This is a genomic window from Micromonospora sp. KC606 (assembly GCF_004348675.1).
GTDB lineage: Bacteria > Actinomycetota > Actinomycetes > Mycobacteriales > Micromonosporaceae > Micromonospora.
The window spans coordinates 42,041-68,603 of the sequence record NZ_SMKN01000016.1 but is presented as its reverse complement, the minus strand read 5'-3'; the positions used below and the strand labels follow the sequence as shown (position 1 = coordinate 68,603).

Annotated in this window: 20 protein-coding genes and 3 pseudogenes; 14 read left to right on the top strand and 9 right to left on the bottom strand. The window is 69.6% G+C overall.

What is annotated here, in order from left to right; all coding sequences use genetic code 11:
* Window positions 1–761, top strand: a pseudogene (locus E1193_RS06630) (cellulose-binding protein); the annotation flags it as partial.
* 176 nt (window positions 762–937) lie between these two features.
* Here the strand turns inward: E1193_RS06630 and E1193_RS06625 are convergent.
* Window positions 938–3,100 (bottom strand): sigma-70 family RNA polymerase sigma factor, encoded by a 2,163-nt coding sequence (locus E1193_RS06625; RefSeq protein ID WP_132181261.1) that lies wholly within the window; start codon window positions 3,098–3,100, stop codon window positions 938–940.
* A gap of 897 nt (window positions 3,101–3,997) precedes the next feature.
* On the opposite strand from E1193_RS06625, the gene E1193_RS06620 reads away from it, so the two are divergent.
* Entirely contained in the window at window positions 3,998–5,782 is a 1,785-nt protein-coding gene (locus E1193_RS06620; RefSeq protein ID WP_132181259.1) for a family 16 glycoside hydrolase, read from the top strand.
* Between the two features lie 433 nt (window positions 5,783–6,215).
* Here E1193_RS06620 and E1193_RS06615 read toward each other — a convergent pair whose 3' ends face one another.
* Window positions 6,216–6,923 (bottom strand): class I SAM-dependent methyltransferase, encoded by a 708-nt coding sequence (locus E1193_RS06615; RefSeq protein WP_132181257.1) that lies wholly within the window; start codon window positions 6,921–6,923, stop codon window positions 6,216–6,218.
* 244 nt (window positions 6,924–7,167) lie between these two features.
* On the opposite strand from E1193_RS06615, the pseudogene E1193_RS06610 reads away from it, so the two are divergent.
* Both E1193_RS06610 and E1193_RS06600 read left to right on the top strand, forming a co-directional pair.
* Window positions 7,168–7,695: pseudogene (locus E1193_RS06610) on the top strand (DUF1348 family protein).
* Between the two features lie 496 nt (window positions 7,696–8,191).
* Complete coding sequence (locus tag E1193_RS06600; RefSeq protein WP_132181253.1) at window positions 8,192–8,941, top strand: SDR family oxidoreductase; 750 nt, start codon at window positions 8,192–8,194, stop codon at window positions 8,939–8,941.
* Between the two features lie 423 nt (window positions 8,942–9,364).
* Here E1193_RS06600 and E1193_RS06595 read toward each other — a convergent pair whose 3' ends face one another.
* Window positions 9,365–9,691 carry a rhodanese-like domain-containing protein gene (locus E1193_RS06595; protein WP_132181251.1) on the bottom strand — a complete coding sequence of 109 codons (327 nt, stop codon included), beginning with the start codon at window positions 9,689–9,691 and terminating at the stop codon, window positions 9,365–9,367.
* Between the two features lie 38 nt (window positions 9,692–9,729).
* On the opposite strand from E1193_RS06595, the gene E1193_RS06590 reads away from it, so the two are divergent.
* Window positions 9,730–10,344 carry a TetR/AcrR family transcriptional regulator gene (locus tag E1193_RS06590; RefSeq protein WP_207922597.1) on the top strand — a complete coding sequence of 205 codons (615 nt, stop codon included), beginning with the start codon at window positions 9,730–9,732 and terminating at the stop codon, window positions 10,342–10,344.
* Between the two features lie 420 nt (window positions 10,345–10,764).
* Here E1193_RS06590 and E1193_RS06585 read toward each other — a convergent pair whose 3' ends face one another.
* Complete coding sequence (locus E1193_RS06585; RefSeq protein WP_132181249.1) at window positions 10,765–11,541, bottom strand: formate/nitrite transporter family protein; 777 nt, start codon at window positions 11,539–11,541, stop codon at window positions 10,765–10,767.
* A 454-nt stretch (window positions 11,542–11,995) separates the two neighbouring features.
* Here E1193_RS06585 and E1193_RS06580 point away from each other — a divergent pair, with 454 nt between their 5' ends.
* Both E1193_RS06580 and E1193_RS06575 read left to right on the top strand, forming a co-directional pair.
* Window positions 11,996–12,346 carry a hypothetical protein gene (locus E1193_RS06580; RefSeq protein WP_132181247.1) on the top strand — a complete coding sequence of 117 codons (351 nt, stop codon included), beginning with the start codon at window positions 11,996–11,998 and terminating at the stop codon, window positions 12,344–12,346.
* Window positions 12,343–12,747, top strand: coding sequence for a hypothetical protein (locus E1193_RS06575; RefSeq protein ID WP_132181245.1), 405 nt, complete (start codon window positions 12,343–12,345; stop codon window positions 12,745–12,747). The genes E1193_RS06580 and E1193_RS06575 overlap by 4 nt, the downstream gene beginning before the upstream one ends.
* A gap of 169 nt (window positions 12,748–12,916) precedes the next feature.
* Here the strand turns inward: E1193_RS06575 and E1193_RS06570 are convergent.
* The 5 genes and pseudogenes from E1193_RS06570 to E1193_RS06550 form a co-directional block, all read right to left on the bottom strand.
* Window positions 12,917–13,673 (bottom strand): annotated as a pseudogene (locus tag E1193_RS06570) (SUMF1/EgtB/PvdO family nonheme iron enzyme).
* A 224-nt stretch (window positions 13,674–13,897) separates the two neighbouring features.
* Window positions 13,898–14,554 carry a lysophospholipid acyltransferase family protein gene (locus E1193_RS06565; protein WP_132181243.1) on the bottom strand — a complete coding sequence of 219 codons (657 nt, stop codon included), beginning with the start codon at window positions 14,552–14,554 and terminating at the stop codon, window positions 13,898–13,900.
* Window positions 14,551–15,129: a TetR/AcrR family transcriptional regulator gene (locus E1193_RS06560; protein ID WP_132181241.1), complete on the bottom strand. Its 579-nt coding sequence runs from the start codon at window positions 15,127–15,129 to the stop codon at window positions 14,551–14,553. Before E1193_RS06560 ends, E1193_RS06565 begins: the two co-directional genes overlap by 4 nt.
* A 301-nt stretch (window positions 15,130–15,430) precedes the next feature.
* Entirely contained in the window at window positions 15,431–16,090 is a 660-nt protein-coding gene (locus E1193_RS06555) for a pentapeptide repeat-containing protein (protein WP_132181239.1), read from the bottom strand.
* On the bottom strand, window positions 16,083–16,949 hold the full coding sequence (locus tag E1193_RS06550) for a hypothetical protein (protein WP_132181237.1): 867 nt from the start codon (window positions 16,947–16,949) through the stop codon (window positions 16,083–16,085). Before E1193_RS06550 ends, E1193_RS06555 begins: the two co-directional genes overlap by 8 nt.
* 372 nt (window positions 16,950–17,321) lie before the next feature.
* On the opposite strand from E1193_RS06550, the gene E1193_RS06545 reads away from it, so the two are divergent.
* Genes E1193_RS06545 through E1193_RS06515 form a run of 7 tightly spaced genes read left to right on the top strand, consistent with a single transcriptional unit; the run spans window position 17,322 to window position 26,526 of the window.
* Window positions 17,322–18,329: an NADPH:quinone reductase gene (locus tag E1193_RS06545; protein WP_132181235.1), complete on the top strand. Its 1,008-nt coding sequence runs from the start codon at window positions 17,322–17,324 to the stop codon at window positions 18,327–18,329.
* Window positions 18,330–18,372: 43 nt separating this feature from the next.
* Window positions 18,373–18,912 (top strand): SRPBCC family protein, encoded by a 540-nt coding sequence (locus tag E1193_RS06540; RefSeq protein WP_132181233.1) that lies wholly within the window; start codon window positions 18,373–18,375, stop codon window positions 18,910–18,912.
* Window positions 18,913–18,935: 23 nt separating this feature from the next.
* On the top strand, window positions 18,936–20,495 hold the full coding sequence (locus E1193_RS06535) for an AMP-binding protein (RefSeq protein WP_132181231.1): 1,560 nt from the start codon (window positions 18,936–18,938) through the stop codon (window positions 20,493–20,495).
* A 2-nt stretch (window positions 20,496–20,497) separates the two neighbouring features.
* On the top strand, window positions 20,498–21,898 hold the full coding sequence (locus E1193_RS06530; RefSeq protein ID WP_132181229.1) for a nitrate/nitrite transporter: 1,401 nt from the start codon (window positions 20,498–20,500) through the stop codon (window positions 21,896–21,898).
* Between the two features lie 4 nt (window positions 21,899–21,902).
* Window positions 21,903–23,960 (top strand): molybdopterin oxidoreductase family protein, encoded by a 2,058-nt coding sequence (locus E1193_RS06525; protein WP_132181269.1) that lies wholly within the window; start codon window positions 21,903–21,905, stop codon window positions 23,958–23,960.
* Window positions 23,957–25,318: an FAD-dependent oxidoreductase gene (locus tag E1193_RS06520; RefSeq protein WP_132181227.1), complete on the top strand. Its 1,362-nt coding sequence runs from the start codon at window positions 23,957–23,959 to the stop codon at window positions 25,316–25,318. Before E1193_RS06525 ends, E1193_RS06520 begins: the two co-directional genes overlap by 4 nt.
* On the top strand, window positions 25,315–26,526 hold the full coding sequence (locus E1193_RS06515) for an FAD-dependent oxidoreductase (protein ID WP_132181225.1): 1,212 nt from the start codon (window positions 25,315–25,317) through the stop codon (window positions 26,524–26,526). Before E1193_RS06520 ends, E1193_RS06515 begins: the two co-directional genes overlap by 4 nt.
* Window positions 26,527–26,563 lie beyond the last annotated feature (37 nt).

Here is a 26,563-nt window from a genome sequence, read left to right as displayed (position 1 = left end):
CGCCGCCGCCCACCAGCGGCTGGAACCCGCCGGCCCATCTGGTGACCCCGCTCAACCAGGTGTGGCAGCACGTGGAGCAGACCTACAACAACGGCAACCTGTACGGGTTCCGGAACTACGGCTGGGATCAGGTCATGGCCAACCGGGGTTACCTCAACTTCTGTGTCCGGTGGGACTCCAGCGCCACCGTCACTGCCGCCCAACGCGACCAGATCCATGTCACGCTCGCCCGGCAGTACAAGAAGTGGATGGACGTCATGGTTGGCCACAACGGCTGGCCCTACGACAACGTGCCGATCAAGGTTGTCGGCTGGGCGGTGCGCGACCGCAGCCAGTTGCAGTGGTCCGACAACTCGGTCGACATCTACGTCAACAACATCCGGGAGAACGCTCCGCAGTGCTCCGAGGCCTGCGGGCGGTTCTTCAACCAGAACGGCCAGTACCCCAACTGCCCCGGCGGCGCCAGCCGGCACTACGACCAGTCGCTGTGGCTGACCGACGGTTTTGGCGGCGGCGCCGGCGGTGACTGGGGCCAACGAATGGGCCGCGAGTACTACATGGCCAATGTCAATGCCGAGAACATGACCATCCTGCTGCACGAGATCGGCCACACCTTCGGCCTCGACGACTTCTACGACTGGACCCCCAGCGGCGTCGGCGGGTTCATCATGAAGGCCGGCAGCTCCAGCTCGATTACCGAGTTCGACGCCTGGATGCTCCGCGACTGGTGGCGCCACCTCAAGAACCGATACGGCTACTGAACCACCGCCCCGGGGCCTGGCCAGCCGCCGGCCCCGGGGCGGTCGACCCGCGCGCGGTCGCGCGTGGCCGATCCGCAACCCCGATCGATCTTCGTCGAAGGTGTCACGTGGCGCCGCTGCCGACAGCGGGCGAAGATTTCCGGCGACCAGGGTCGAAAGTCCCTGGGCTCAGCTGCCTAGCGGCCAGGGTTCATGGCGGCGCCGATGCGTTCGTCCCTGGTGTTGGTCAGGAAGATTGTCCGGGGTAGGGCGCCGTTCCGTGCCCGCGGTGCCAGTGCCGAGGCCGGATTCGCGGTGACCAGTGCCGCCGCGCTCCAGCCGGGCTGGTCCCACGAGTTGTCGGCCGCGTTCACGCGTCGGCCAATCCGCGCGTCGTCGCCGTTGTCGATCGCGAGGTTGTTGCGCAGCAGCGCCGCGGACAGTTCGAAGGCGAAGCCGGCCTCGCCGTTTCGGAAGGAGGTGTTGCCGCGGACCGTCAGCGCACCGGCGTTGCTGCTCTCGGTGAATCCGTAGCCGGCGTTGTCCCACGCCGCGCTGTCGGTGATGCTGTGGTTGACGGCGGGTGCCGGGTCGCCGCCGCCGAGCTTGAAACCGTAGCCGTCGCCGTCGAACGGCTCCAGGCCCCAGCGGTTCACACCGTTGCCGAACGACCAGGACCGCTCGATCCGCACCGCCCCCGTGAACTCGTGTAGCCCCATGCCGTCGTCGGCGTTCTCGTAGAACCTGCAGCCGCGAACCACATTGCCGGCGCCTGATCCGTACTCGATGCCGAGCCCGTCGCCGGTCTCGCCGTGGGTGTCGGGGTCTCGGTTGTGGAAGAAGTCGCTGTCGACGACGATGTTCCCTACGGTCCCGTTGTCCCGTAGCAGCAGGGCCGTCCCGCCGTTGTCGTGCAGGGACAGCGCCCGGAACACGTTGTGCCGGCAGGACCGGCAGAGGTAGGCGTGGCCGGGTGCCCGGCTGATCTCCAAGCCCTGTACCACCCAGTAGCTGGCTCGCTGCGTGACGAACGACGCCTTGTCCGGCAGGCCGGAGGCGTCGATGACAGGGCGCTCGCTCCGGTAGTTACTGATGATGATCCGCTGCTCGGCGGTGCCGCTGGTCGTGATCTCGACCGGGCGCGTGGGCCGGTATCGGCCGCCACGCAGGGCTATCGTCTCGCCGGGGCGGACCACGCTCACCGCCTTGGTCACCGTGGCGAACGGCCGGTCGAGCCCGCCGGGGTTGTCGTCGCTGCCGTCGGGAGCCACGAAGTAGGTGGCGGTGTTGACGCCGTGAAAGCCGCCGGCCACTTCGGGGGCCGGAGTGCCGGCGGTTGGGGCGACGGCGGACGGTGCGACGGCGGGGGTAGCGGTCCGGGACGAACTCGGGGCGGTTGCGGCCGGCGGCGCCGCGATCCCCTCGCCGTTGCTGGTGTCCGGCGTGTGGTGGACGGCGGCGACGAAGACGGTGGCGGCGCTTGCGGCGACCAGGCCGCCTACCGGAACGAGTTTCGCCAGCAGGTAGCGGCCGGTCCGTTGGAGCAGGTCCACCAGCGGTGCCGCTACGCCACCGAGAGCACCGGTCGCGCCGGTCGATACGGCCAACGCGGCGAGGGCGGGCGCCAGGTTGGCGCCGGACAGCAGGAGTTCGGCGGGGATCATTTCCCGTTCGTGGGCCCGGCACCGTTCGCATCCGCGCACGTGCCGGCCCAGCCGGCTCAGCCAGCGCGGGCTGGACGGCCCGGCCAGGCGTTTCGCTGCCACGGTCAGGCCGTCGCAGCGTGGGCTCGCCCGCCAGGCACGCAGCAGGGTACGGGCGAGCGTCAGTTGTGCCTTGACGCGCTGCACGCGGACAGCCGCGTGGGCGGGATTGAGATTTAGCTGCCTGGACAACTCGGCGCGGCTCAGCGTGCCGGCGACCTCCTGCCACCACAGCGTCAGGACACGCTGGTCTTCGGGGCTGAGCCAGCGGCTGGCCTCGTACGCCTCGCGGCGCTCACTCGCCAGGTGCAGTCGAAACAGTGTGGAGTCGGCGAGGTCGCCGGACGGGTCCGGCAAGTCCGAGACGTCGGCGGTCAGCGGGCCGAGCGCGGTCGCCGCCCGGACCGACCGGCCGCGGTCCTGTATCTGTCGGTAGGCGATCGAGATGACCCAGGCACGGAAGCGGTCAGGGTCCTTGAGCCCGCTGATGCCCCGCACGACGCGCAGCATTGTCTCCTGGACCACATCGTCGGTGTCCGGGCTGCCGCTCAATGCCTTGCCCACCAGGTTGTAGACCAGCGGCATGGCCTCGGCGACCACGGCCGCCACGGCTTGTTCGTCGCCGGCGCGGGCGGCGGTGATCAGAGCTTTCCTCATGAGCACCCTTTCCAGGCGATCGTCTTGCTGACACGCCGGTGTGTCGCTTCGGCCGTTGCGGCCAGAACCGGGCCGGCGACCCCTGCGTTGGTGGTTTCGCCCGCTGCGTGATGGGCGTCCCCGCTTCGTTGACGCCCGGCGCGGCCGGGGATAACAAACACCGGGGGACTGGTTCGACAGATGCAAAATTCTCGATCGAATCTTGTTCCTGGCCTGGGAACACGCTTTCCTGGCCAGGCTCCACTGCTCACACCCAGAAGTCCCACTCTCACCGCACGTCGGAGGGCATATCCTGTGGCGCCCATTCAGCTCGGCGCTGGTGGCGGCGATCCGCAGTGCCGTAGCCGCTGGCTGCCGTGCCACGAACAGCAATGCCGTCCAGTGACGGCCACCGCCAGGCCCCTGCCGCAGGGATACCAGGAGCACTGGAAACCTCTCATCGCGCCTGTAAGCCTGATGGCCAGCGCACTCGTCGTACTTTCGCCGTCCACCGCTCACGGCGCCTCCACCAGGTACGAGGCCGAAACCTCGCCGGCGACGTGGGGGATTGTGACCAACAGTTCCTGGGCCTCCGGCCGGGTGAGGTCGAGGGGCTCGGCGTTCAACCCCAGCAGCTTCTACTCCTTCACCCGGCCGCACGGAGATCCCCGCCATGCTCCGGCAGCACGCCGGGCCGCAGGCCAGCATCGCCAGCCGCCAGCCGGCAGCCGCCCCGGCGCGTCAAGTGGCGGACTCCCCGAGATTTTTGCGAGGTGACAACCACGCTCCGAAACCGATGACCACTACGGCCGACCACCGGGACAGGCGACACGCCCAAGTCCTGGTAACCCGAACCGCCCCGTCCCCGGGCAGCTGTCGTCCTCACCGTTGCCTGGCTCACCCAGGAGGTAGCACCCCATGAAACGTACAAGAGCCGCACTTGTCGCGGCGACCAGCACCGCGCTGGCCGCGGTCGTCCTTGCGCTCGGCGTTGCCGTCACCGCACAGGCGGCGCCGCTGTTCTCGGCCGACTTCGAGAACGGCAGCACCAGCGGTTGGTCGAAGTCTGGCGGCAGTTGGTCCGTGGTGTCCGACGGCTCGCAGGTCCTCCAGCAGTCCGACACCGCCAGCAGCCGCGCCCGGCTTCTCAACGGCAACTCCGGGTGGAGCGACTACGCGGTGCAGGCTCGGGTCAAACCGCTGTCGTTCAACGGCTCGAACCGGGTGGTGGCTCTGGCGGCCCGGGCCAGCGGATCGACCAAGATGTACCGGTTGGCGCTGATCAACGCCAACCGGGTGGAGCTGCAGGCGATGAACGGTAGTTCGATCACGGTCGTCGGATCAGCGTCGCTGAGCGTGACCACCGGCACCTGGTACACGCTGCGCATCGAGGCCAGCGGCAGCACGTTGCGTGGCTTCGTCAACGGCACTCAGGTCGCGTCGGGCACCAACGCGATGAACAGCAGCGGGCGGATCGCCGTGTTTACCGAGTACGCCAGCGCCCGCTTCGACGACGTTGTGGTGGACAGTTCCACCTCGGCACCGCCGACCACGCCTCCGCCGACCACGCCTCCGCCGACCACGCCTCCGCCGACCTCGGCACCGCCGACCACGCCCCCGCCCAGTGGCGCGCTGTATGTGGCGCCGAACGGTAGCGACAGCGCAGCCGGAACCGAGTCGAACCCGACGACCCTCACCTCGGCGATCACCCGTGTCGCCGCCGGGGGGGCTATCTACATGCGCGGCGGCACCTACCACTACTCGCGGACGATCACGATCGCGCAGGGCAACAGCGGCACCTCAAGCGCCCGGAAGAAGTTGTTCGCCTACCCCGGTGAAATCCCGATTCTCAACTTCTCCGCCCAGAGCGAGGATCCGGCGAACCGCGGGCTCGTCGTGGGCGGGAACTACTGGCACATCTACGGCCTCGTCGTCGAACGTGCCGGTGACAACGGGATCCTCCTCGCCGGCAACAACAACATCATCGAGCGCGTGATCACGCGGTTCAACCGCGACTCGGGGCTACAGCTCTCGCGGCTGGCAGCTGGCGCCCCACGGGACCAGTGGCCGTCCCACAACCTCATCCTGAGTACGGAGTCACACGACAATGTCGACTCCGACGGTGAGGACGCCGACGGCTTCGCCCCGAAACTCACCGTCGGTCCTGGCAACGTGTTCCGCTACACCGTGGCCCACAACAACATCGACGACGGCTACGACCTGTTCACCAAGACGGACACCGGCCCGATCGGCGCGGTGACCATCGAGGACTCCCTGGCCTACGAGAACGGCACCCTCAGCAACGGCGGTCAAGCCGGCAACGGCGACCGCAACGGCTACAAACTCGGCGGCGAGGACATCGGGGTCAACCACGTCATCCGGCGCAACATCGCCCACGACAACGGCAAGCACGGTTTCACCTACAACCGCAACAACGGCTCGATGCAGATCTCCAACAATCTCGGCACCAACAACGAGGAGCGTAACTTCAACTTCGACGCCGGCTCCTCGGTGTTCCGCAACAACACCTCGTGCAACAGCGGCTCGAGAGACCGGATCGTCGGCGACGCCGACGGCTCCAACCAGTTCTGGAACGGCGCGAACGGCACCCGCTGCGCGAACTACACCGGCTCTCTGGGCTGGTCCTTCGCCTCGGACGGCCGCCTCGTCGTCACCCTCGGCGGCAGGGTGGTAACCCTCTGATCCGTCCGCCGTTCCCGAGAACCGGGACCTCGTTGCTGGACGGCGAGAATGTTCGCCGTCCAGCAACTCTCCCCGGCGCAGAGCTGCCGTGCCGCAGCGAGTCGGAGGCCGGGGCTGTCCGTGACCCGTCCACGCCGCCAGTGTCGGCGTCCTCGCCCACCCACCACACCGAGGCGTTCGTGTCACCGCTGCCCGTCGCACTGCTGCCGGCGGCTGTCTCTCTGTCGCGTTCGTCGTCGAGGATCTCGGTATTGGTCGGACGGGCGGCACTGACTCGACCGCCGGACTGGGCGGGGGTCGGGGTCAGGACGGTGGGACAACTGTCGCGTCCACGTGGGACGGACATGTGGCGGCACTGACCTGGCGTCCGGCATGTTGGGTAGACAAACGTTGTCCAGGTCAACCTAACGCATTCGGTAGATCCTAAGTCGGGTCAGAACCGGTGAAACTGCTCGAACGGCGGCTCGACCAAGGAGTCGGGAAGCCGGAGGGCGCGACAGCGGGGCACCATCTCGGCTGTTTGGTCGTCGCCAATGTTTCGGAGGGTTCCGCCAGCGAAGGCGTCAGGAATCGCCGTCCAACCCAGGTTCTGCTCGTAGTAGCGGACTGCGGTGCGCACCGAGGGTGTCCAGTCGTCATCCATCACGATCAGCCCGCCCGGCCGGACGATCTTGCGCAAGAAGTACAGGTCCACGAAGACCTCGTGGAAACGGTGACTACCATCCACAAACGCCGCGTCGGCGACGAGACCTTCGGTGACAAGTTCGGGGAGCGCGATGGACGACCACGCGCGCACGAGCCTGGCGATCGAGTCCAGTCCCGCAGCGCCCAGTAAATCCCAGCCAACATTGGAATACGCGTGGTCCTGAAAGGGATCGATGATGATGTGCCGGGGACGCGGTCGGTTGACCGTGACCAGCGCCTCCCCGACTGCGAGGGCAGAACTGGCGTACGCGAGCCCGACCTCGACAACCGTCTCAGCCCCCTCCGAGATCAACAGATCTCGAAGCAGATCGCAGTCCCGCTCCGGCATTGTGACCGTTTCGAAGTCTCGCTCGTGAGGTCGCGTCCACGGCGGACCGTCCTGCGCGAGTCGGCGGCGAACCTCCCGAACGCGTGCCCCGCGTTCATTCATCTGCATTCCGCCAGTTTCGACTAGCTTCACTGCCGGGCTCGCAGGGCACCCAGTGATTCATCCTCGACGCGCAGGATCGGTAGATCAACACCGCGCGGCAGCGTCAGCGCCCACGACCTGGACCTCGTGCGCGCCGCAGGAGCCAGCGATGAGGAGATCACCGAGGTCATCGGCCATGTCGCCCTCAACGTACTGACCAACTACCTCAACAAGGCCGCCGCCGTCGACATCGACTTCCCGCTTTGACCGCATGAACGAGACCACGACGGGAGTAGCCCCAGGCCGGCTGCCGCAGCTCTTCGCCCGCCGCTGCCGCCCTTCGACGAGGCCGGGGCCACGGGCCAAGGTCCAAGCCGCCGAAGACGCCTGGAACAGCCGCGACCCCGAACGTGTCGCAGCCGCCTAGACACCGAACTCGCAGTGGCGCAACCGCGACGAGTTCCTCACCGGCCGTGGGCAGATCGTCTCCTTTCTCACCGTAAATGGGCCGGCGACGCGACTACGCCTTCGTAAGAGCGTGTGGGCCTCTACCGCCGACCGGATCGCCGTCCGCTTCCGGTACGAGTGGCGCGACGAGGCAGGGCAGCCACGGTGCCCGCCCCGCCTCCGAACGCGACACCATCCTGCCGCTGCGCTGGGCACAGCGGCCCGCCCGGCAGGTCCTCCAAGCCGTAGGAGTTCTCATGCACGTCGCGGCGCTGTGGCGCTATCCGGTCAAGTCCCTGGCAGGAGGGCAACTCAGGCAAGCAGCCGTCACCACCGATGGCCTGCAAGGTGACCGCCTCGTGCACGTCCGAGGCCCCCGAGGTCCGCTGACCGGGACAACCCGGCCGGGGCTCACCCTGCCGGCAAGCACCAGCGCCGACGGTGTTCCACGGGGGTGGCCGGCCACGCACTGATCATCGGCGACGCTGTGATCGGGCTGCACTCCCTGCGTATGCGATGCAACGTCACCACCATCGACCCCGACACCGGCCATCAAAACCTCGACGTCTTCCGCCGCCTGCGCAGCGACTCCCGCGGCCCTCAACGCCTGGGTGGTACGCCCGGGCGCCATCCGCGTCGGCGACGCGGTCCGCCTCACCGATACCAACGCCACCTGCAGGGCGTAACGCAGCAGGATCTCCACGTGCCCCAGCGTGGTACCCAGCGCGGCGGAGCCCTCCGCGATCCACCAGTAGAGGGCGACCGCGGTCGCGGTGCGCAGCGGTCTGGGCTGTAGGCCCGCTCACACCTGAGGTTAGGTGTGGAAGCGGCGGGGTAGCCGAAACACAATGGGTGATGAACGATTCGCGGTTATCAGCGGTGGCGGCACCGGCATCGGCGCGGCCACCGCGCAGGCACTGGCGGAGGACGGTTTCGACGTACTGATCGTCGGGCGGCGCGAGGACGTGCTCGCGCGAACCGCCGAGAAGATCGGCGTGCAGCTCGGGCGGCCGGGCGCCGTGACGGCGGCGGTGGCCGACCTCGCGGATCCTGAGCAGGTGGCCGCCCTGATGGTCCGGATCGGCGACCGTCCGGTAGACGCGGTGGTGAACAACGCCGGCGGAGTCCTGGGCGGGGACACCGCCACGCTCGCCGGGCTCGCCGACGTGTGGCGGGTCAACCTGGAAACGAACGTGCTCACCGCCGTGCTGCTGACCGAGGCGCTGCGGCCGGCGCTACGCCGCCCGGGCGGCCGGGTGATCCTGTTCAGCTCGATCGCCGCGCAGCGCGGTGGCGGCGGGCCGTACTCGGCGGCGAAGGCGGCGCTGCACGGCTGGGCGTACGACCTGGCCGCGCAGCTGGGCCCCGACGGGGTGACGGTCAACGTGGTCGCCCCGGGCTACGTCGCCGATACCGAGTTCTTCGGCGACGGGATGACCGCCGAGAGGCACGCCCGCCTGGTGACGCAGACGTTGGTCGGCCGCGCCGGGCTGCCCAACGACATCGCGGGCGCCGTCCGCTATCTGGTCAGCCCGGGCGCGGGGTACGTCACCGGGCAGGTGATCGGAGTCAACGGCGGCTCGGTGCTGGGGCGCTGAGGCTGGCGTTCTCGGGCGGCGGCAAGGTTGACACCTGGTACGGCGCTGGAAAGTCTGTGATCTGGGCTTGTAGTGGTCGACATCCGTCTGATCAACGTTCGGGTGCGACTGTCGACGGCGGATGCGTTGACCGAGGCGGTGAAGGTGGCCCGCGAGGTGGAGCGGCAGTGGTGGACCGAGCGCCGCGGTGAGGTGGCGCGGCGGGGGTCGCGGCCGGTGCCCGGTGGCGCTGCACCTGCCCGACGACGTCGGCGAGCAGCTGGTGCGCGTCTGATGCTGGACATCCCAGCCGGCCGTGAAGCTACAGGCCTGGACGGGATTCTCGGCACTGACGCGCGGCAGGAGGCAGCTCGGCAAGGACCGCCCGAGGCGGCTGGCATTGCTGCTCAGCCGCCTCGGGCGGCAAACGGCTCTGGCCCAGCCTCAGTGGGATTCGGTGGGCAGGCCGGCAACCGTCCAGTCCTCGATCCCCTCCCGATACTTGCGGACGTTGGTGTAGCCGAGGGCGATGAGCCGGTCGGCGACCTGTCCGCTGTTGGGACAGGCCGGGTTGGAGCAGTACGTGACGATCGCGGCGGCGCGGTCCGGCAGCAGGGCCGGCGCGCGGGCGTCCACCTCGGCGGGGGTCAGGGCAAGGGCGCCGGGCAGGTGCTGCTTGGCGTGGTACTCGCCGCCCAGCGCGTCGACAAGGGTGACGGTCCCGGCGTCGATCGCCGCCTTGAGCTCGTCACGCGTGATCAGTGCAGTCATGGTCGCTACCTCCAAGTGGATCGGACTATAGTCCGGTTATGGATGCCAACAGTAGCGGACCACGGTCCGGTTCTGCAACTCCCCTGGAACTGCTCCGCACCCCGCCGCCCAAGGAACGCGCCGACGCAGCACGCAACCGGACAGCAATCCTTGACGCGGCCGCCCGACTCTTCGCCGAGCACGGCGTGGCCGCGGTCTCCTTGGACCAGATCGCCGCCACCGCCGGGGTGGGCAAGGGCACGTTGTTCCGTCGCTTCGGCGACAAGTCAGGGCTGGCCGTCGCGTTGCTCGACACGCGCGAGCGGGTACTGCAGGAGGCCATCCTGTATGGGCCGCCGCCACTTGGACCCGGGGCGCCCTCGGCCGAACGACTCACCGCGTTCGTCGACGCCTACCTGGACTACCTACTGGCGCACCTGGACCTGGTGCGCATGTCGGAGACCGCCACCCCCGGCGCGCGGTACCGGATCGGCGCCTACCGATTCTGGCACCGGCACGTGGCGATCCTGCTGGACGGCTCACCCGACCCCGACCATGCCGCACACGTGCTACTCGCCGCCCTCGCCGCCGAGCACATCGCCGCACTGCTTCCCGAACTCGGCGATCCGCGCATCCGGGTTGGATTGCGCCGTATCGCCGGTCAACTGCGATGAGCGCAACCGTCGCCGCAGCGCCAGACACGATCTCCCCATCCCGCGACATCCCGAGCCCATGGTTCCCGCAGACAAGCAGTCGCGCCTGCCACGAACGCACGACTGTGCACGTTCGTCGCCGTACCCCGGTTGCGGACGTTGACCCATACGCCGACAGCACCTGTCGGCTGGAGGTTCACAGGCGAATCAGTTGCTCCTCCTCATAGTTGAAGTGGCGTACGAATTCGGCGGTAAGTCGCTCGACCTCGGTCAGGAGTGCGCCATGCCGCAGGTCGACACCGATTCCGTACGACCCGGCCCGGACGCCGCACCGGTCAACCGTCAGAAGGATGGCCCTGCCGATGAGCGCGGGCGCGCTGTCCTCCCCACCGGGGGGCGCAGTGGTCGTGAGCCCACCGAGCGTCGCTGGAAGCGGGCTGGTCAGCTGCCCCTAACCTGCACAGCGTGCGTCAGCGTCATCAGCAGCAGGCCGCCGAGCAGGTTGCCGGTGCCGGCAAGGAGGAGGTTGAGGCCCAGATCAACGTAGGAGACGTGGGCGCCGAGCCAGACGCCGAACAGTAGGTGCAGCCCGGAGACCACCACGTGGTCGAACGGCCCGAGGGCGAGGAAGAACCCCACCAACCACGCCAGGGCGATGCGGCTGCCGGCGGAGCCGACCGCGTGCAGCAGGTAGGACAGCAGGGTGAGCAGCGTACCGGCGGCGATGCCCCTAGTGACGGTGGCGAAGCCCTCCCTGGCGGCGATCTCCTCTGCCACGAGAGCGAGAGTGTGGTGGGCGCCAGATGGCAGGGTCCCCTCGACGGAGAACACGGCGGCCATCACCGCGCCGCCCACGAGGTTGAGGAGTAACACCAGGATCCACAGCCGGGCCAGCTGCCAGACGGCCGCGAGCCGCCTGCGGGCAAGCGCCGCGGCGACCGGGTCGAAGAAGTTCTCGGTGAACAGCTCGGTGCGCCCGATCACGACGAAGACCAAGCCGATGCCGAATGCCACCGCCCCAACCAACTGCCCGACCCCGGAGGCGTAGGTGGGGGCCACCAGCTCGCGGGTCATGCCCAACGCGACGATCCCGAACACGATCGTGACCCCGGCGATGAAGCCGGTGGATGCCTGTTCCAGGGCGCTCATCGACAGCCGCCGTTCGCCCTCGACGCGGGCGCTGTCGTAGATGTCCTCCGGGCTCGGAGCTCGTGCCATCCGCGCCGGATACCCCCAGCGAGGCGATCCAACACCCGGCAGCGGGCCGAGGATGACATACCACCCATGCCCCTCACGTGACGAGCGGTGCGTGACCCTCCGCCGCCCCGCCCCGGCGAGTGCCTCTTGCTCGCGGAGACATGGCGTCAAGGGACGGCGCCGTAGGGTCGGCGATGGTGATGGGCTGACCGCCGAACACCATGCCGCTGTGGGAGTCCGACAGGCCTTCGGTTCTCACGAGGGCGGCCATCACCGAAGCTCCCGCCCTCCTCTCGGCTACTCGCACGCGACGTACGCGCCAGACGACCGTGACTGCACACAGCACCCGGTCTGCGGCAGATCAGGACGTGCGGTGAGAAGGGCTGGTGACGCCGCCGGACTTGCCTCGACGGTCGGGTATCCAGAAGACGAGAACGGATAGGCCGGGTCCCGAAGGCGTGGCAGATTCTTGGACATGGATGGAGTGGATGCGACGCGCCGAGCGTCGTTCGGGTTGAGCGTTCTCGTCGCGCTTGGCTGGTACGCCACGGTGATCACCGCGATTTTCGTCGGCTGGTCAGGCGTACCGGCTGCACCGAACCGGGACTGCTCGGCGATGTTCAGCTGTCTGACACCGCAAGAGGAAATCGGTCTGATGGTGATCCTCGGCGGGCCGATCCTCGCGGGTCTCCTGGTCAGCACGCTGGTGGTCACCGGTCTACTCGCGCGCCTAGTACCCTCTTCGATCCTCACCGGCACCCTGTCGGCGTTGGGCGGTGTTGTTGTTGTGGCTGTGGCCGGCGCGGTCTGGCAAGGTGTCCGATGAAGCGCGTCGGATTCGGCGTGCTGCTCTTCGCCTGGCTCTACGGCGTGCCGTTCCTGCTCATCGTTGGCTTGATGAGACGTACTTCGTCGCCCTATATGGCGACGCACGCGGCGGCACAGGCGTTCGGCGCGACCACCGACACCATCCTGACCGCGGCACTGCTGCTCAACCTGGCACCGGTAGCTGGGGTGCTGCTCGCCCGGCTCGTCCGCGATCAGTATTGGACGCGCCACTTCGTCTGGTCGCTGGCGGGTATGGCGCTGGTCTACCTTGCTGTCTCGATCGCGGGAAGTGTGGCTACGGCACCGTTGATCGGCTGGACGCCGGCTGACCAGGAACCAGCACCTCGGATCACCCAATGCATCCCGATCAGCGGTGGCCATGGCTGCCCCGGCGGCTGATCCCGGCGTACGGCGCGACAGCGGAGCCGGCATGCGCTGTTCCCGCCTGTGCCAGCCACGCACTCATCTCGGCTACCGACCGTTCGACCCACCCCACCTCGCCACGGAGTGACGCTTGGTCTGGTATGAGCGGACGTTGCGGTGTGTCCGTCTCGTCCAGCAGCTCTGGCTACTTGCCGGGTGGCAGTGGTGCGACCGGGCGGACCGCGGTGAACTCGGCGTGCTCATACCGGGTGGCGGCGAGCAGTAGGAGCCATTCGTCGCAGCCCTGCCAGGGATAGACGTCGGCGCCACCGCCGCGCACCACCCTGGGACCGTCACCGGTGCGTGGGCGGGCATCCGTCGGCGCGCCCACGAAACCGGGGATCCACACGTCGGCGCAGATCTCGTTCGCCGAGCCCATGGCCGCCAGCCCGAACGCATTCTCAGCGGCAGCGATCCGCTGCTCATCACCGAAGTCGTCGAGCAGGTGGTCCTCGCCGGGCTTCCCGTCACCGCGAAAGGTCAGGGTGGTGGTGCCGGCTCGGGCTGCGTACTCCCACTGCGCCTCGCTGGGCAGCCGGAACGGCAAAGCGTCGAGCAGGTCGTCCAGTTCATCCTCGATTCGTGCCGTGCCGGAGTCCGCGTCGGCGTAGTCGTCCTCGTACTCAGGCAACCAGTGCTGGACCTGCGCGACCGTCATCGGATGCCGGGCGATCAGGAATGGTGCGACCCGCACCTCGCGTACCGGCTGGGCGGCCCCGGCACCGGCGAAAAACGGCTCAAGAGTTCTCGACTCCTTCACTTCGCTCGATTGCGCGCACCGCCGCCACTTCCGCCTCGGACAGCCCCATGCGGGACGTCCCACCCGGCACCCTTCGGAAGACCATGCCGGATGGGATGTGCCGCCAGGCCGGCCGCTCGGCCACGACTTCCTCGGTCCACATAGGATCGAACGTTAACAGCCCGGGAGATCTGGACGAGTGCGAGCACTCAGGCGGCACGCACGGTCATCGGCAGATCCGCGCACCCACTGCCCGGCGGCCCGGTGATCAGTTTCTATCCACCGTGACGTCCTCAGAGCCTGGTGCGCCTTGCAGCCAGATGTGCGCACCTGATCTTGACGAAGGCTCGCGGGAGTTCGATACGTCGAGCGGTAGCCGGCCTGCGATCAGGTTCGGGCGTAGTGCGGCACGTACTCCTGGGCGGTAAGGGACTGGATGGTGGCCATCAAGGTGTCGGTGAGCCGGCGGATGTCCGCTGGCGCCTCGATGTGCACCGGGATGGCTGGCCCGAAGGTAATGCTGATCGGGTGGCGCCGGGGAAGGCGCGCGCCGGGCGGGCGCACGCGATCTGTGCCACGGATTCCGACCGGGATGATGGGCACGCCGGCCTGGTGGGCGAGGCGGACCGCGCCGGTGCGACCGCGATAGAGGCGGCCGTCGGGGGAACGGGTGCCCTCGGGAAAGACGGCAACCAGGCTGCCGGAGCGCAGTACGGGCAAGGCGGCGTCGATCGCCGAGAGGGAAGCCCGGCCGCCGCCGCGCTCGACCGGGATGGCGCCCATCCCGGTGACGACCCGTCGGGTGAGGCGGCTACGGGGCCCGGCGGAGCGGAAGTATTCGGCCTTGGCCCAGAAGGCGATGTGCCGGGGCGTCAGGATTCCGAGGAACAACTGGTCGGCGACGGACAGGTGGTTGGCGGCGAGGATCGCGCCGCCGGTGTGTGGGAGGTGCCCGAGGCCGGTGGCGGTGGGGCGCCAGGAATGGCGCAGGTATCGGCCGATGGTGTGCCGGGCCAACGCGTACAAGGGTGGGGTGCGGGTCATGCGGCGGGTCCGAGGTGGGCGGTGAGGGTGGCGTCGAGCAGCGCGCCGGGATCGGTGGCGCCGGTCGCGAGGGGGAGGCTGCCCCAGTTCCACAGTTGGGCGATGCCGTGCAGGTTCGCCCACAGCGCTCCTGCGACGACCTGAGCCGGCGGCTCCGGCTCGGGTCGGGCCTGGGCGACCAGGTCGGTGAGGAGCAGGAAGAGCGGCAGGCTGGTGTCGCGCAGTCTCAGGTGACCGCTCTCCAGCAGGTCATGGCGGAACATCAATTCGTACCGGCCACTGCGGGTGGCGGCGAAGTCGAAGTAGACCCGGGCGAGTGCTGCGAGCCGGGCGCGAGGGTCGGCGGGGGTCTCGGCCAGCGCGGCGGTCGCTCGGGCGGTGAGCTCGGTGTATCCGTCGCGGGCGATGGCCGACAGCAACTCGAGGTGGGTGGGGAAGTATCGGCGCGGCGCGCCGTGGGAGACGCCGGCGCGACGGGCGATCTCGCGCAGCGAGATCGCGGACGGGCCCTCGTGGTCGACTAGTTGGCCGCCGACGCGGATGAGGCGATCGCGTAGGCCTTCGTCAGCTCGCATAGACGGTGTCTACCAAGGATGAGTAGACACCGTCTAGTCGTCTGCTGTCGGTCAGGATCGCCCGCCACCCGACGAGTTGCCACTCCCACGCCCACGCGGCGATCTCCACCCGGTTCCGGGCCGCCAGCTCCTCCCGTCATGCCCGGCCCGGCGTGGAGCCGGCCTTGGGTGGTATCTGCCCGTGGCCTTGGTTCGGCCGATGGTGGCTGAAATGTCGGACGTCCTCGGTCGGTACCGCGCTGGCATGCTGCTGGCCGTCGACCAGGATGCAACCCGCTCTGGCGCCGTGCGGTATTTCGTGTCATTCCAGCGGAGCCGGCAGCCGGATGTCGGCAGATCCGTACCCCTCATCGTTTATCGTGAAAGCACCGGTGGGCTCGGTCCGCGACATCCCGTTGATCGCCTCCTCGGCATCGCTCGGCCATCGCGTCCCATCGCTCCACCTCACCTCGGCGAGCAGGGTGCCGCGAAGGCTGGCCCCCTCCAGATTGGCGCCCACCAGGTTGGCCTCACGCAGATCAGCACCGTCAAGATTCGCGCGCCTCAGGTCGGCGTCCTGCAGATCGGCGTCGCCTAGGAACGCGCCGGAGAGGTCAGCACCATTCAGGAAGGCGCCGGTCAGATTCGCCTCACGAAGGTCAGCCCCCCGCAGGTATGCACCGCTGAGATCGGCCTCGCTCAGCTTCGCCCAGCCCAGAAAAGCGCCGCCGAGAGATGCCATGCTGAGATCCACACGGCTTAGGTCGGCTGAGGAGAAGGATGCTCCGGAGAGGTCAGCCCTCCGCAGAACGGTCTCGATGAGGGCCGCATTCGAGAAGCTCGCCCCCCGCAGCCCCTTCCCGGAAAGATCGGCGCCACTCACATCCTTGCCGCCGTGGTCTGCGCCATGGAAGAACTTCTCGCTGGTCGTCTCCGTTGGGACGGTCGACTTCCACGCCACAGCGTGAATTCCGTCAGGCATTTTCGCTCCTCACACTAGAAATGGCATTCTCCCTGACGGCTGTGGCGTGCGTGGTTTCGCCGGACCGCCGAGCCCCGCTGCCGACGAGTTCCTTGACGAATCTCCGGACCGGATCCGCAGCGCTACGGCGGATCGGGTTGACGAAGAAGGCATCCGTTGTAGCCAGGGCTGTTGTCAGGTCGAGCTCGGACTGGAATGGCCGGAACCGGTTGAAGGTGGTCAGATGGTCCGGGTAGGACCGAGACTTTACTCCGACGCTCTCGGCCAACGTTGGCAAAATCAGTTCGTGCAGCGTCCTCGATCGATCGGGGCGCTGGTTTCGCTCCACGAAAGCCCGCACTGCCGGATACCGGTCACTGGACAGCAGAGCCGAGATGTATCCCCGGCCGAACACCTGAACGCAACCGAAGGCCCGCTTGAAGTGATCGGTTCCCAGAATTCCGGTCAGTTCCTCGCGTTCCTCACCGAGGGTGCGAAAGGGCGGCCACATCGATATCCGAGGAACGCGGTACCGCAGGCCCGAACCCAGATAGTCGGCGTCCCGCAGTTGGGACTCGATGAATCCCAGAAAACCCGGCTTGATGAAGGCGAGGTAGGTGTCGACGTTGACGACGCAGTCGTAGTCGCGGTCGGCAGCCCACTCGAAAGTATCGAAGAACGCAGGCGTTATCCTGCCTTGCTTCAGCGGTCGGTCGGGCAGCACCCGCTCCAGGCCGAACGGTGCTTCGCGCCGCTGACCTGAGTTGTACCAGGCGATGTCAGAGCCCGGACAGAAGGCTCTGATACTGAGTACCAAGTCCTCGAAAGAATCGTCAACCGAATCGCTGATGACGACGAAGCACGTCCTGAGGGCTGCCATCGTCTTGTCCTTCCGTGCTGAGCGGGAGCGGCGCTGTCCGCCGCGTCAGGGAATTGAGGTGACCCTCTCGTGCGTATTCGGCTTGAGGCGATGACTGGGGCGGCCACGGCCCGGGGTGAACAGCTCGACCACCTTGATATCAGCCGCAGCGGCCGCAGGAGGTTGTCTGGAACCGGATGTGTCACGTCCTGACCGGAAGCGTGGTGCCGTACGCGTTCGGCCGGCCCCACGCCTGCGGGCAGCACCAGTACCGCCACGTCCCAGGGCACACGCAAGGACTCCGCCAACCGCCCAGCCTCGGGAGCTTTGGACCTGACAGAGGCTGGGCGATTGCTTCGGAAGGTCTAGCGAGCGCTGCCAGAATCACGCGTCATGCGTGCTGCTTACCTCGAAGAACTGGGCCCGCCCGACAACATCCGGATCGGCGAGTTGCCCGCGCCGGTCCCGGGGCCGAACGACGTGCTCGTCGACGTCATCGCCGTCACGGTCAACAACGTCGACACCTTCGTCCGGTCGGGCGCCTGGCGCACCCCGGTCGAGTTCCCGTTCGTCGTCGGGCGGGACCTCGTCGGCACGGTCACCGTGGCCGGCCCGGGTGCTCCTGGATTCAAGGCCGGCGATCCGGTGTGGTCGAACAGCCTCGGACACGGCGGCCGGCAGGGCGCCGCCGCCGAGCAGGCGGTGGTCCCGGCCGACCGGCTCTATCACCTGCCCGACGGCGTCCGGCCGGAGGACGCGGTCGCCGTGGCGCACCCGGCGGCGACGGCCTACCTCGCGCTGTTCACCCACGGCCGGCTGCGGATGGGCGAAACCGTCGTCGTCATTGGCGCCGGCGGCAACGTGGGCGCAGCGACCGTCGTGCTGGCCGTCGCGGCCGGCGCCCGGGTCGTCGCCACGGCGAGCGCCGACGACGCCGACTACTGCCGCGGGCTCGGCGCGGACGAGGTGCTCGACTACCGCGATCCCGAGCTCGCCGGGCGTCTCCGCCAGGCGTGCCCGGGCGGCGCGGACCTCTATGTCGACACCGCTGGCGTGAACGACCTCGAGGGGGCGGTGGACCTGCTCGCTCATCGGGGGCGGCTGGTGCTGATGGCTGGCCTTCGCACCCGCAAGGTGCTGCCGGTGGGCCCGCTGTACCTGAAGGACTGCACGGTCGTCGGCTTCGCCATCTCGCAGGCCGGCACCGGTGAGCTCGCGGAGGCTGCGGTCACCATCAACCGCTTGCTCGCCGACGGGCGGCTGCGTCCCCGGGTCTCCGAGTTCCTGCCGTTGAGCGCCATGGCCGGAGCACACCGGCGGGTCGAGGCCGGTGAGACGCACGGCCGGCGGCTGATCCTGCGCACCGATCTGCGGGAAACGGTCGACCTGACGGACCCCTGAACCGTTCTTTGACCCTTCTGGAAGAGGTCGCCACGATAGAGATATGACACTGTCAATTGTCGAGAAGTCGCCGTTGTTCGATCTGCGTGGACAGATCCCCGTTAATGCCGACCCGGGTCAGGTGTATGCCGTGGTCAGCGATTTGACGCGCAGTTCCGAATGGAGCCCAGAATGCCGCGGAGGAGAGTGGATCTCCGGCGAGCCGGCCGCCGTTGGCGCGGTTTTCCGGGGTGAGAACCTGCGCAGCGAGGACGTGGTGGGCTGGGCGCCGCTGGTCCGTGGCACCTGGTACACCGAGGCGCGGATCATCGCGGCCGAGCCGGGCCGGACCTTCCAGTGGGCCATGCTGACGCACGCCGGCGAGAACCAGTCGAGCGTGTGGGGATTCGACCTGGAGCCGGCCGCGCGGGGTTGCGTTCTGGTGCACCACTTCCGGATGGAAAGGCCCACCGAAGGAATCTACAAGATCGTCGCCGACCTGGACGAGGACGAGCGCGAGCGATTTATCCGGGAATGGTCCGAGAAGCTGGCCCAGGATATCGCCTGGACCCTCGGGCGCATCAAGTCCGTCATTGAAGGCTAACGAGCCGCGGAGGGGGTAGGAAGATGTTGTTGCAGAGGATCGGCAACCGAGGTATCCGGCTGGGTACCCTATTCGACCGCGCGGCCGCCCGGTACCCGGCCAACGTCGTCGTTCTCGACCACACCCTGGACATCGCGCCCGAGCGCGGACGCCGCCTGACGATGACCGAGGTCGCCGACCTGGTGGACGACTTCGCGTCCCGGCTGTGGGCGGCCGGCGCGCGCGCCGGCGACCGGGTGGTCATCCACAAGTCGAATGGCTTCGACATCACCCTGCTGGCCTGCAGTGCGGCCCGGATCGGCGCGGTTCCGGCGCTGCTGTCGCCGAAGCTGGATGGCGACACGGTCGCGGAGCTGCTGCGCCGGATGGACCGGCCGTACCTGCTCACCGACCAGGCCAAACTGGACAACGACCTGCCCGGATCGGTGTTCGACCTCGCGTCCCGGGTACTGCTCGCCTCCGGCAGTCACGAGGGCGCCACCGAGCTACCCTCGCTCGCCGGAACAAGCCGCGTGCCGGCGGTGCAGATGCCGCCCGACCACCCCACGCTGATCACGCACACCTCAGGCACCACCGGCACGCCGAAACTGGCCGTGCACACCGGATTCACCTTCCAGTCCCGCTACCGGCCGCAGGGTGCCATCGCCGCGCTGGTGCCGAGCCGCGAGCCGGTCGCGATCCACGTCTCCTTCGTGCACTCGCGGATGTTCACCGCGATGCCGATCGCGGTGCTCCAGGGACACCAGCTCATCGTGCTCGCCCACGACGACCCCGCCGTGGTCGCCGACGTGTTCACCCAGGCCCCGCCCGGGCTGATCGAGGCACACCCGAACTCCTTCATGCGCTGGGAGGAACTGGCCGACGACCCGCGCGAGCCGCTGGGCAACGTCAATGTTTTCAGCAGCACGTTCGACGCGATCCACCCGCGTACGGTGCACCGGATGCTCGGCGCCTCCCGCCGGCGCGCGCCGGTGTTCATGCAGATGTACGGCCAGAGCGAGGTGGGGCCGATCGCGGGCCGCCCGTACAGCCGGCATCGTGGCGCGGACGCGGACGGCCGCTGCGTCGGCGTGCCATTCCCCGGCATGACCGCCGTGCGAGTGGTCAGCCGCGACGGAGCCACGCCGTCGAAGTCGACCCCCGGCTACATCGAGGTCCGCAGCGACGGCCGGATCGTCACCTACCTTGGCGAGCACGAGCGCTATGCGAAGCAGGTCAACGACGGTTGGTGGCGCATGGGCGACGTCGGCTACCGCACCCGCTGGGGATGCCTGCACCTGCTCGACCGGGAGGTCGACCTGATCCCGGGCATCGACAGCACGCTCGCCGTGGAGGACGCGCTCTTCGCCCGGATGGACGAGATCATCGAGGCGATCCTGGTGCCCGGGCCGGACGGCCGCGCCGTGCCGGTCGTCTGCACCCGTGACGACGAGCCCCTCGACCGTGACCGGTGGGACGCGGCCGTGGCCGGCCTGCCGTCGATGGCCGATCCGGTGCAGTGGCGGCTCGAGGACCTGCCGCACACCGCCACCACGAAGATCAAGCGACTGGAGTTGGCCCGTCTGCTGACCGAGCGATCGTAGCCGTGCGGACGACAACGGCGCCCGCACGCCGCCGGTGGATCGCGAACTGGGATCCCGAGAACCGCGAGCTCTGGCACCGGCACGGCCGGCGGATCGCCCGCCGCAACCTGGTCGTTTCCATCATCTCCGAGCATGTGGGCTTCTCGGTGTGGTGTATGTGGTCGGTTCTGGTGCTGTTCATGTCCCCGGAGATCGGCTTCGACTTCCGGCCGGACGAGAAGTTCCTGCTCGTGGTCACCCCCACCCTGGTGGGTGCGGTGCTGCGTCTGCCGTACAGCAGGGCCGTCACCCGCTTCGGCGGCCGAAACTGGGCGGTGTTCGCGTCCGCAGTGCTGCTCGTGCCGACGTCGCTGGCGTTCTTCTTCGTCCAGCGGCCCGACACGCCACTGTGGGTGTTCCTGGTCATCGCCGCGACGGCCGGCGTGGGCGGTGGAAACTTCGCCTCGTCGATGACCAACATCACCCACTTCTTCCCGCGCCGCCACCAGGGCTGGGCGCTCGGCCTCAACGCCGGCGGCGGCAACCTCGGCGTCGCCGCGGTCCAGCTCGTCGGCCTGCTGGTCATCGCCACGGCGGGTGACACGCACCCGGCGTACGTGGCGGCGGCCTATCTTCCGGCCATCGTCCTCGTCAGCCTCGCTGTCGCCCGGTGGGCGGACAACGTCGACGCGGCCCGCGCCGATCCGGGCGGGCTGCGCGACGCGAGCCGCGACCGGCACACCTGGATCATCTCGCTGCTCTACGTCGGCACCTTCGGCTCGTTCATCGGCTATGGGTTCGCGTTCGGTCTCGTGCTGCAGGCGGAGTTCGGTGCCACCCCGCTGCAGGCGGCGTCCTACACCTTCCTCGGGCCGCTGCTGGGCTCGATCTCCCGGCCGATGGGCGGCTGGCTGGCCGACCGCTGGGGCGGGGCGCGGGTGACGTTCTGGACTTTCGCGGCCATGGCCGCCGGCACCGTCGGGCTGATCCGAGCCTCCACGGCGGAGTCCTTTCCGGCGTTCGTGGCCGCGTTCACCCTGCTGTTCGTGGTGACCGGCGTCGGGAACGGGTCGACGTACAAGATGATCCCGGTGGTCTTCGCCCGGCGGGCCGAGCACGTCATCACGGCCGGTGGGGACGCTGGGCGCGCCTTCGCCGACGCCCGCCGGCTCGTCGGCGCCGTGATCGGCATCGCCGGCGCGGTCGGCGCGCTCGGCGGCGTGGCCATCAACCTCGCCTTCCGCGGCAGCTATGGCTCGGCGACCGGCAGCGGAACATCCGCCTTCGCGTCCTTCATCGTGATCTACGCCCTCTGCATGGTGGTGACCTGGGTCGTGTACATGCGCCGCAGGCCGGGCGCCGAGGCCGAGCCGCAGGGCAGCGCCGCGCGCGCGGACGGGATGGTGCACGTTGGCCGGGCCTGACCGGGTGGCGACGCACTGCCCCTACTGCGCGCTGCAGTGCGGCACCTGGCTGAGCCGCGACGGCGACCAGGTCACGGTGTCGCCGGCCGACTTCCCGGTCAACCAGGGCGCCCTGTGCCAGAAGGGCTGGACCGCGGCGGCGGTGCTGGACACTCCCGATCGGTTGCGCCGGCCACTGGTCCGCGACGCCGCCGGCGACCTCGTGCCGTGCGACTGGGACGAGGCACTCGACGTCGTGGCCGGTCGCCTGCGGCACCTGCGGCAGACGTACGGGCCGGACGCGGTCGCGATGTTCGGCGGTGGCGGCCTGACCAACGAGAAGGCGTACCAGCTCGGCAAGTTCGCCCGGGTGGCGCTGGGCACCAGCCAGGTCGACTACAACGGCCGGTTCTGCATGTCGTCGGCCGCGACCGCCGCCAACGCGGCCTTCGGCGCCGACCGGGGGCTGCCCTTCCCGGTCACCGATCTCGCGGCGGCGGACGTCATCATGCTGGCCGGCGCGAACGTCGCCGAGACGATGCCACCCCTGGTCCGACAGCTTCAGCAACCCGACCTCATCGTGATCGACCCGCGCCGGACCCCCACGGCCGAGCTCGCCACCCTGCACCTACAGCCCACGCCCGGCACCGACCTGGCGCTTCTGCTCGGCCTGCTGCACCTTGCGATCGTCGACGGCCGGTGCGACGACGACTACATCCGCGCCCGCACCACCGGGTTCGACGAGACCCGCCGGGCCGTCGCGGCCTGGTGGCCGGAGCTTGTCGAACGCGTCACCGGCGTCCCGGTCGCCCTGCAACGCCGGGCGGTCGAGATGCTGCACGGAGCCCGGCGCCGCTACATCCTCACCGGACGGGGCGTGGAGCAGCACAGCAAGGGCACGGACACCGTGGCGGCGACGATCAACCTGGCCCTCGCGCTGGGTCTGCCCGGCCGCCCGGGCAGCGGCTGGGGTTGCCTCACCGGCCAGGGCAACGGTCAGGGCGGCCGGGAGCATGGGCAGAAGGCCGACCAGCTGCCCGGATATCGGTCGATCAGCGATCCGGCCGCCCGCGCCCACGTGGCCGCGGTGTGGGGCGTGCCGGCGGATTCGCTGCCCGGTCCCGGCCGCAGCGCGGTCGAGCTGCTGGATTCTCTCGGCACCGCCTCCGGCCCCCGGGCGCTGCTCGTCTTCGGGGCCAACCCAGCGGTCTCGGCGCCCAACGCCGGCCGGGTCGTCCGCCGGTTGTCCGCCCTGGATCTGCTCGTGGTCGCCGACTTCGTTCCGTCCGAGACGGCACGGCTCGCCCACGTCGTGCTGCCGGTCACCCAGTGGGCCGAGGAGGACGGCACGATGACCAACCTGGAGGGCCGCGTGCTGCTGCGCCGGCGGGTGCGCCCGCCATCCGCCGGTATCCGCACCGACTTGCAGGTGCTGCACGACCTCGCGGTGCGGCTCGGCCAGCCCTCGGACCGCTTCCCGGCCGATCCCGGCGAGGTCTTCGACGAGTTGCGGCGGGCGTCGAGCGGCGGAACCGCGGACTACTCCGGCATCACCCGCGAGCGGCTCGCCGCCGGCGAAGGGTTGTACTGGCCGTGCGACGCGACGTCCGCACCCACCGGCACGCCCCGAATGTTCCTCGACCGGTTCCACCATCCCGACGGGCGGGCCCGGTTCGCGGCGGTGGAGCATCGGGACGCCGCCGAGACCACGAACGCGCGCTACCCGCTCTACGCGACCACCGGACGGATCCTGGCCCACTACCAGTCCGGTTCACAGACCCGGCGGGTGGCCGCACTGAACGACGCCGCGCCGGAGCCGTTTGTCGAGGTCCACCCGGACACCGCAGCCCGGGCCGGGCTCGACGAGGGCGTGCCGGCGCTGATCACCTCCGCGCGCGGCAGCACGGTGGCCCGCGTCCGGCTGGTCAGCACGCTGCGCCCGGACACCGTGTTCCTGCCCTTTCACTTCCCCGGGGCCGGTCGCGCCAACCTGATTACCAACCCCGCGCTGGACCCGCGCAGCCGGATGCCCGAGCTCAAGGTCTGCGCCGTCCGGATCCAGCCGCACGCGGTGGCGTCGTGACCAGGCTGCTCATCGTGGGCAACGGCCCGGCCGCACACCGGTTCGTCGGCCAGGCGCACCGGCGGGGCTACCGCGGGACGATCACCGTGCTCGGCGCGGAACCGGTCGCCGCCTACAACCGGGTACTGCTGCCGTCCGTGCTGGCCGGCGTGCTGCCACCGGCCGCGGTGGCGCTGCCCGGGCCGCCGGGAACCGCCGACGTGCGCCTCGGGGTCACGGCGGTCGCCGTGGACCGCCGGCGGCGGTTGGTGCTAACCGGCGATGGGCACGGCTACCCGTACGACCATCTGGTCCTGGCCACGGGCGCGCGTGCCCGGGTGCCCGCCGTCGCCGGCCTGCGGCGCGTCGACGGGCGGCCGCACCCGCGGGTGCGGGTGGTCCGGGCGCTGGATGATTGCACGAATCTGCCCGCCGGGCGCGTCGTCGTGCTGGGCGCCGGCGTGCTGGGTGTCGAGGTGGCCGCGGCGCTACGTGCAGCCGGTCGAGCGGTGTCTCTCGTGCATTGCCACCCTGCCCCGATGAACCGCCAGCTGGACCCGGCCGCGGGCGGCATGCTCGTCCGGCACCTGGAGTCGGCCAGGGTCGAGGTGCTGCTGGACGGTCGGGCGGTCGAATACCGGCGCGGCGTCCTCCGGCTGGCGGACGGCCGGCGCCTGCCCGCCGACGTGCTGCTGCTCTGCGTCGGCGCCGAGCCGGACACCCGGCTGGCCCGCCGCGCCGGCCTCGAGGTGCGGCACGGCGTGGTGGTGGACGCGCGGCTGCGGACGAGCGATCCCCGCATCTCCGCGATCGGCGACTGCGCGGAGCTCGACGGCGTCGTTGCCGGCCGGGTCACCGTCGCCTGGGAGCAGGCCGACACGTTGGCCGCCGTGCTGACCGGCGAGCCCGCTCGGCACCGGCCCAGCCGCCCGCTCACCCGCCTGTGCGCCGGCGGCGTCGATGTCGCCGCGATCGGCCCAACCGATGTCCCGGACGGGCAGACCGTCCTGCTGTCCGATCCGGTGCGTGGCCGGTACGCCCGCGTGACCCTGCGGCACGAGCGGGTCGCCCGGGCGGTGGTGGTGGGCCTGCCACATGCCGCCGCCGCACTCACCCAGCTGTACGACCGGGACACGCCGCTGCCCGGCGGCATGCTCGGCCTCCTGCTCGGCGCCGCCGGGTGCGACGACCCCGACTACGAGATGCCGGCTGAGGCGGTGATCTGCATGTGCAACAACGTCACCAAGCAGGCCCTGCACGATGCGTGGCATGAGTGGGGCGCCCGGGATGTCGGCGCGCTGGCAACCGCCACCCGGGCCACCACCGGCTGCGGCCGATGCGTCGACGTGGTGCGGCGGATCTGCGAGGCGCTGCGGTGACCGCGGTGCTCGTCGTGGTCGGCCACGGCATGGTCGGCCACCGGCTGGTGCAGGAGCTGCGCTCCCGCGATACCGCGGGCCGGTGGCGGGTCGTGGTGCTCGGCGAGGAGAATCGCCCGGCCTATGACCGGACGGCACTCTCGTCCTATCTGGATGGCAAGAGCGCGCATGATCTCACCCTGCTGGGACACGACCTGTTGCACGATTCGCTGGTCGAGTGGCGGTTCGGGGTCCGAGTCACCCACGTGGACCGGGTCGCCTGCCTGGTGACCACGTCCGACGGTGCCTCCGTGCGCTATGACGCCCTGGTCCTGGCGACCGGTTCGCGGCCGTTCGTGCCTCCGATCCCGGGGCGTGACCTGCCCGGGTGTTTCGTCTACCGGACGCTCGACGACCTGGACCTCCTCCGGGCCGCGGCGGCGCCGGACCGGCCGGGCGTCGTGATCGGGGGAGGGCTGCTCGGCCTCGAGGCGGCCAACGCGCTGCGGCTGCTCGGCATGCGGCCGCGGGTCGTGGAGATGGCCCCGCACCTCATGCCGGCGCAAATCGACCCGGACGCCGGACGGTTGCTCGGCGACCTCGTCGGTAGGGTCGGCATCACGGCGCACTGCGGGGTCGCCACGCAGCGCGTGGAGGCCGGCGCAGACGGGCGGGTCCGGGCGGTGAAGCTGTCCGACGGCAGCACCATCGAGGCGGACGTGGTCGTCTTCTCCGCCGGGGTGCGTGCCCGGGACGACCTCGCCGACGGCGCCGGGCTGCCCCGGGGCGAGCGCGGCGGCTTCCTCGTGGACGACCGTTGCCGTACGCCGGACCCGCACATCTGGGCGGTCGGCGAGTGCGCCGCAGTGAACGGTCGCGTCTACGGCCTGGTGGTTCCCGGTTACCGCATGGCGGACGCGGTCGCGGCGGTGCTGCTCGGTCAGGGCGACGCGGCCTTCCCGGGTGCTGACATGTCGACGAAGCTCAAATTATTCGGCGTCGACGTCGCGAGCTTCGGCGACGCGCACGGGCGGACCGAGGGCGCGTGGGATCTCGTCTACGCCGACGAGGATGCTGGTACGTACGCACGGCTGGTGCTCGCCGCCGACGACGCGACCTTGCTCGGCGGGGTGCTCGTCGGCGACGCCGCAGCCTATCCGGTGCTGCGCCCGCTGATTGGCCACCGGCTGCCGGCCGCGCCCGAATACCTGCTGCGCGCCCGCTCCTGACGGCCCAGCAGCTCATGATTGCGCGACGGCTCCGGAC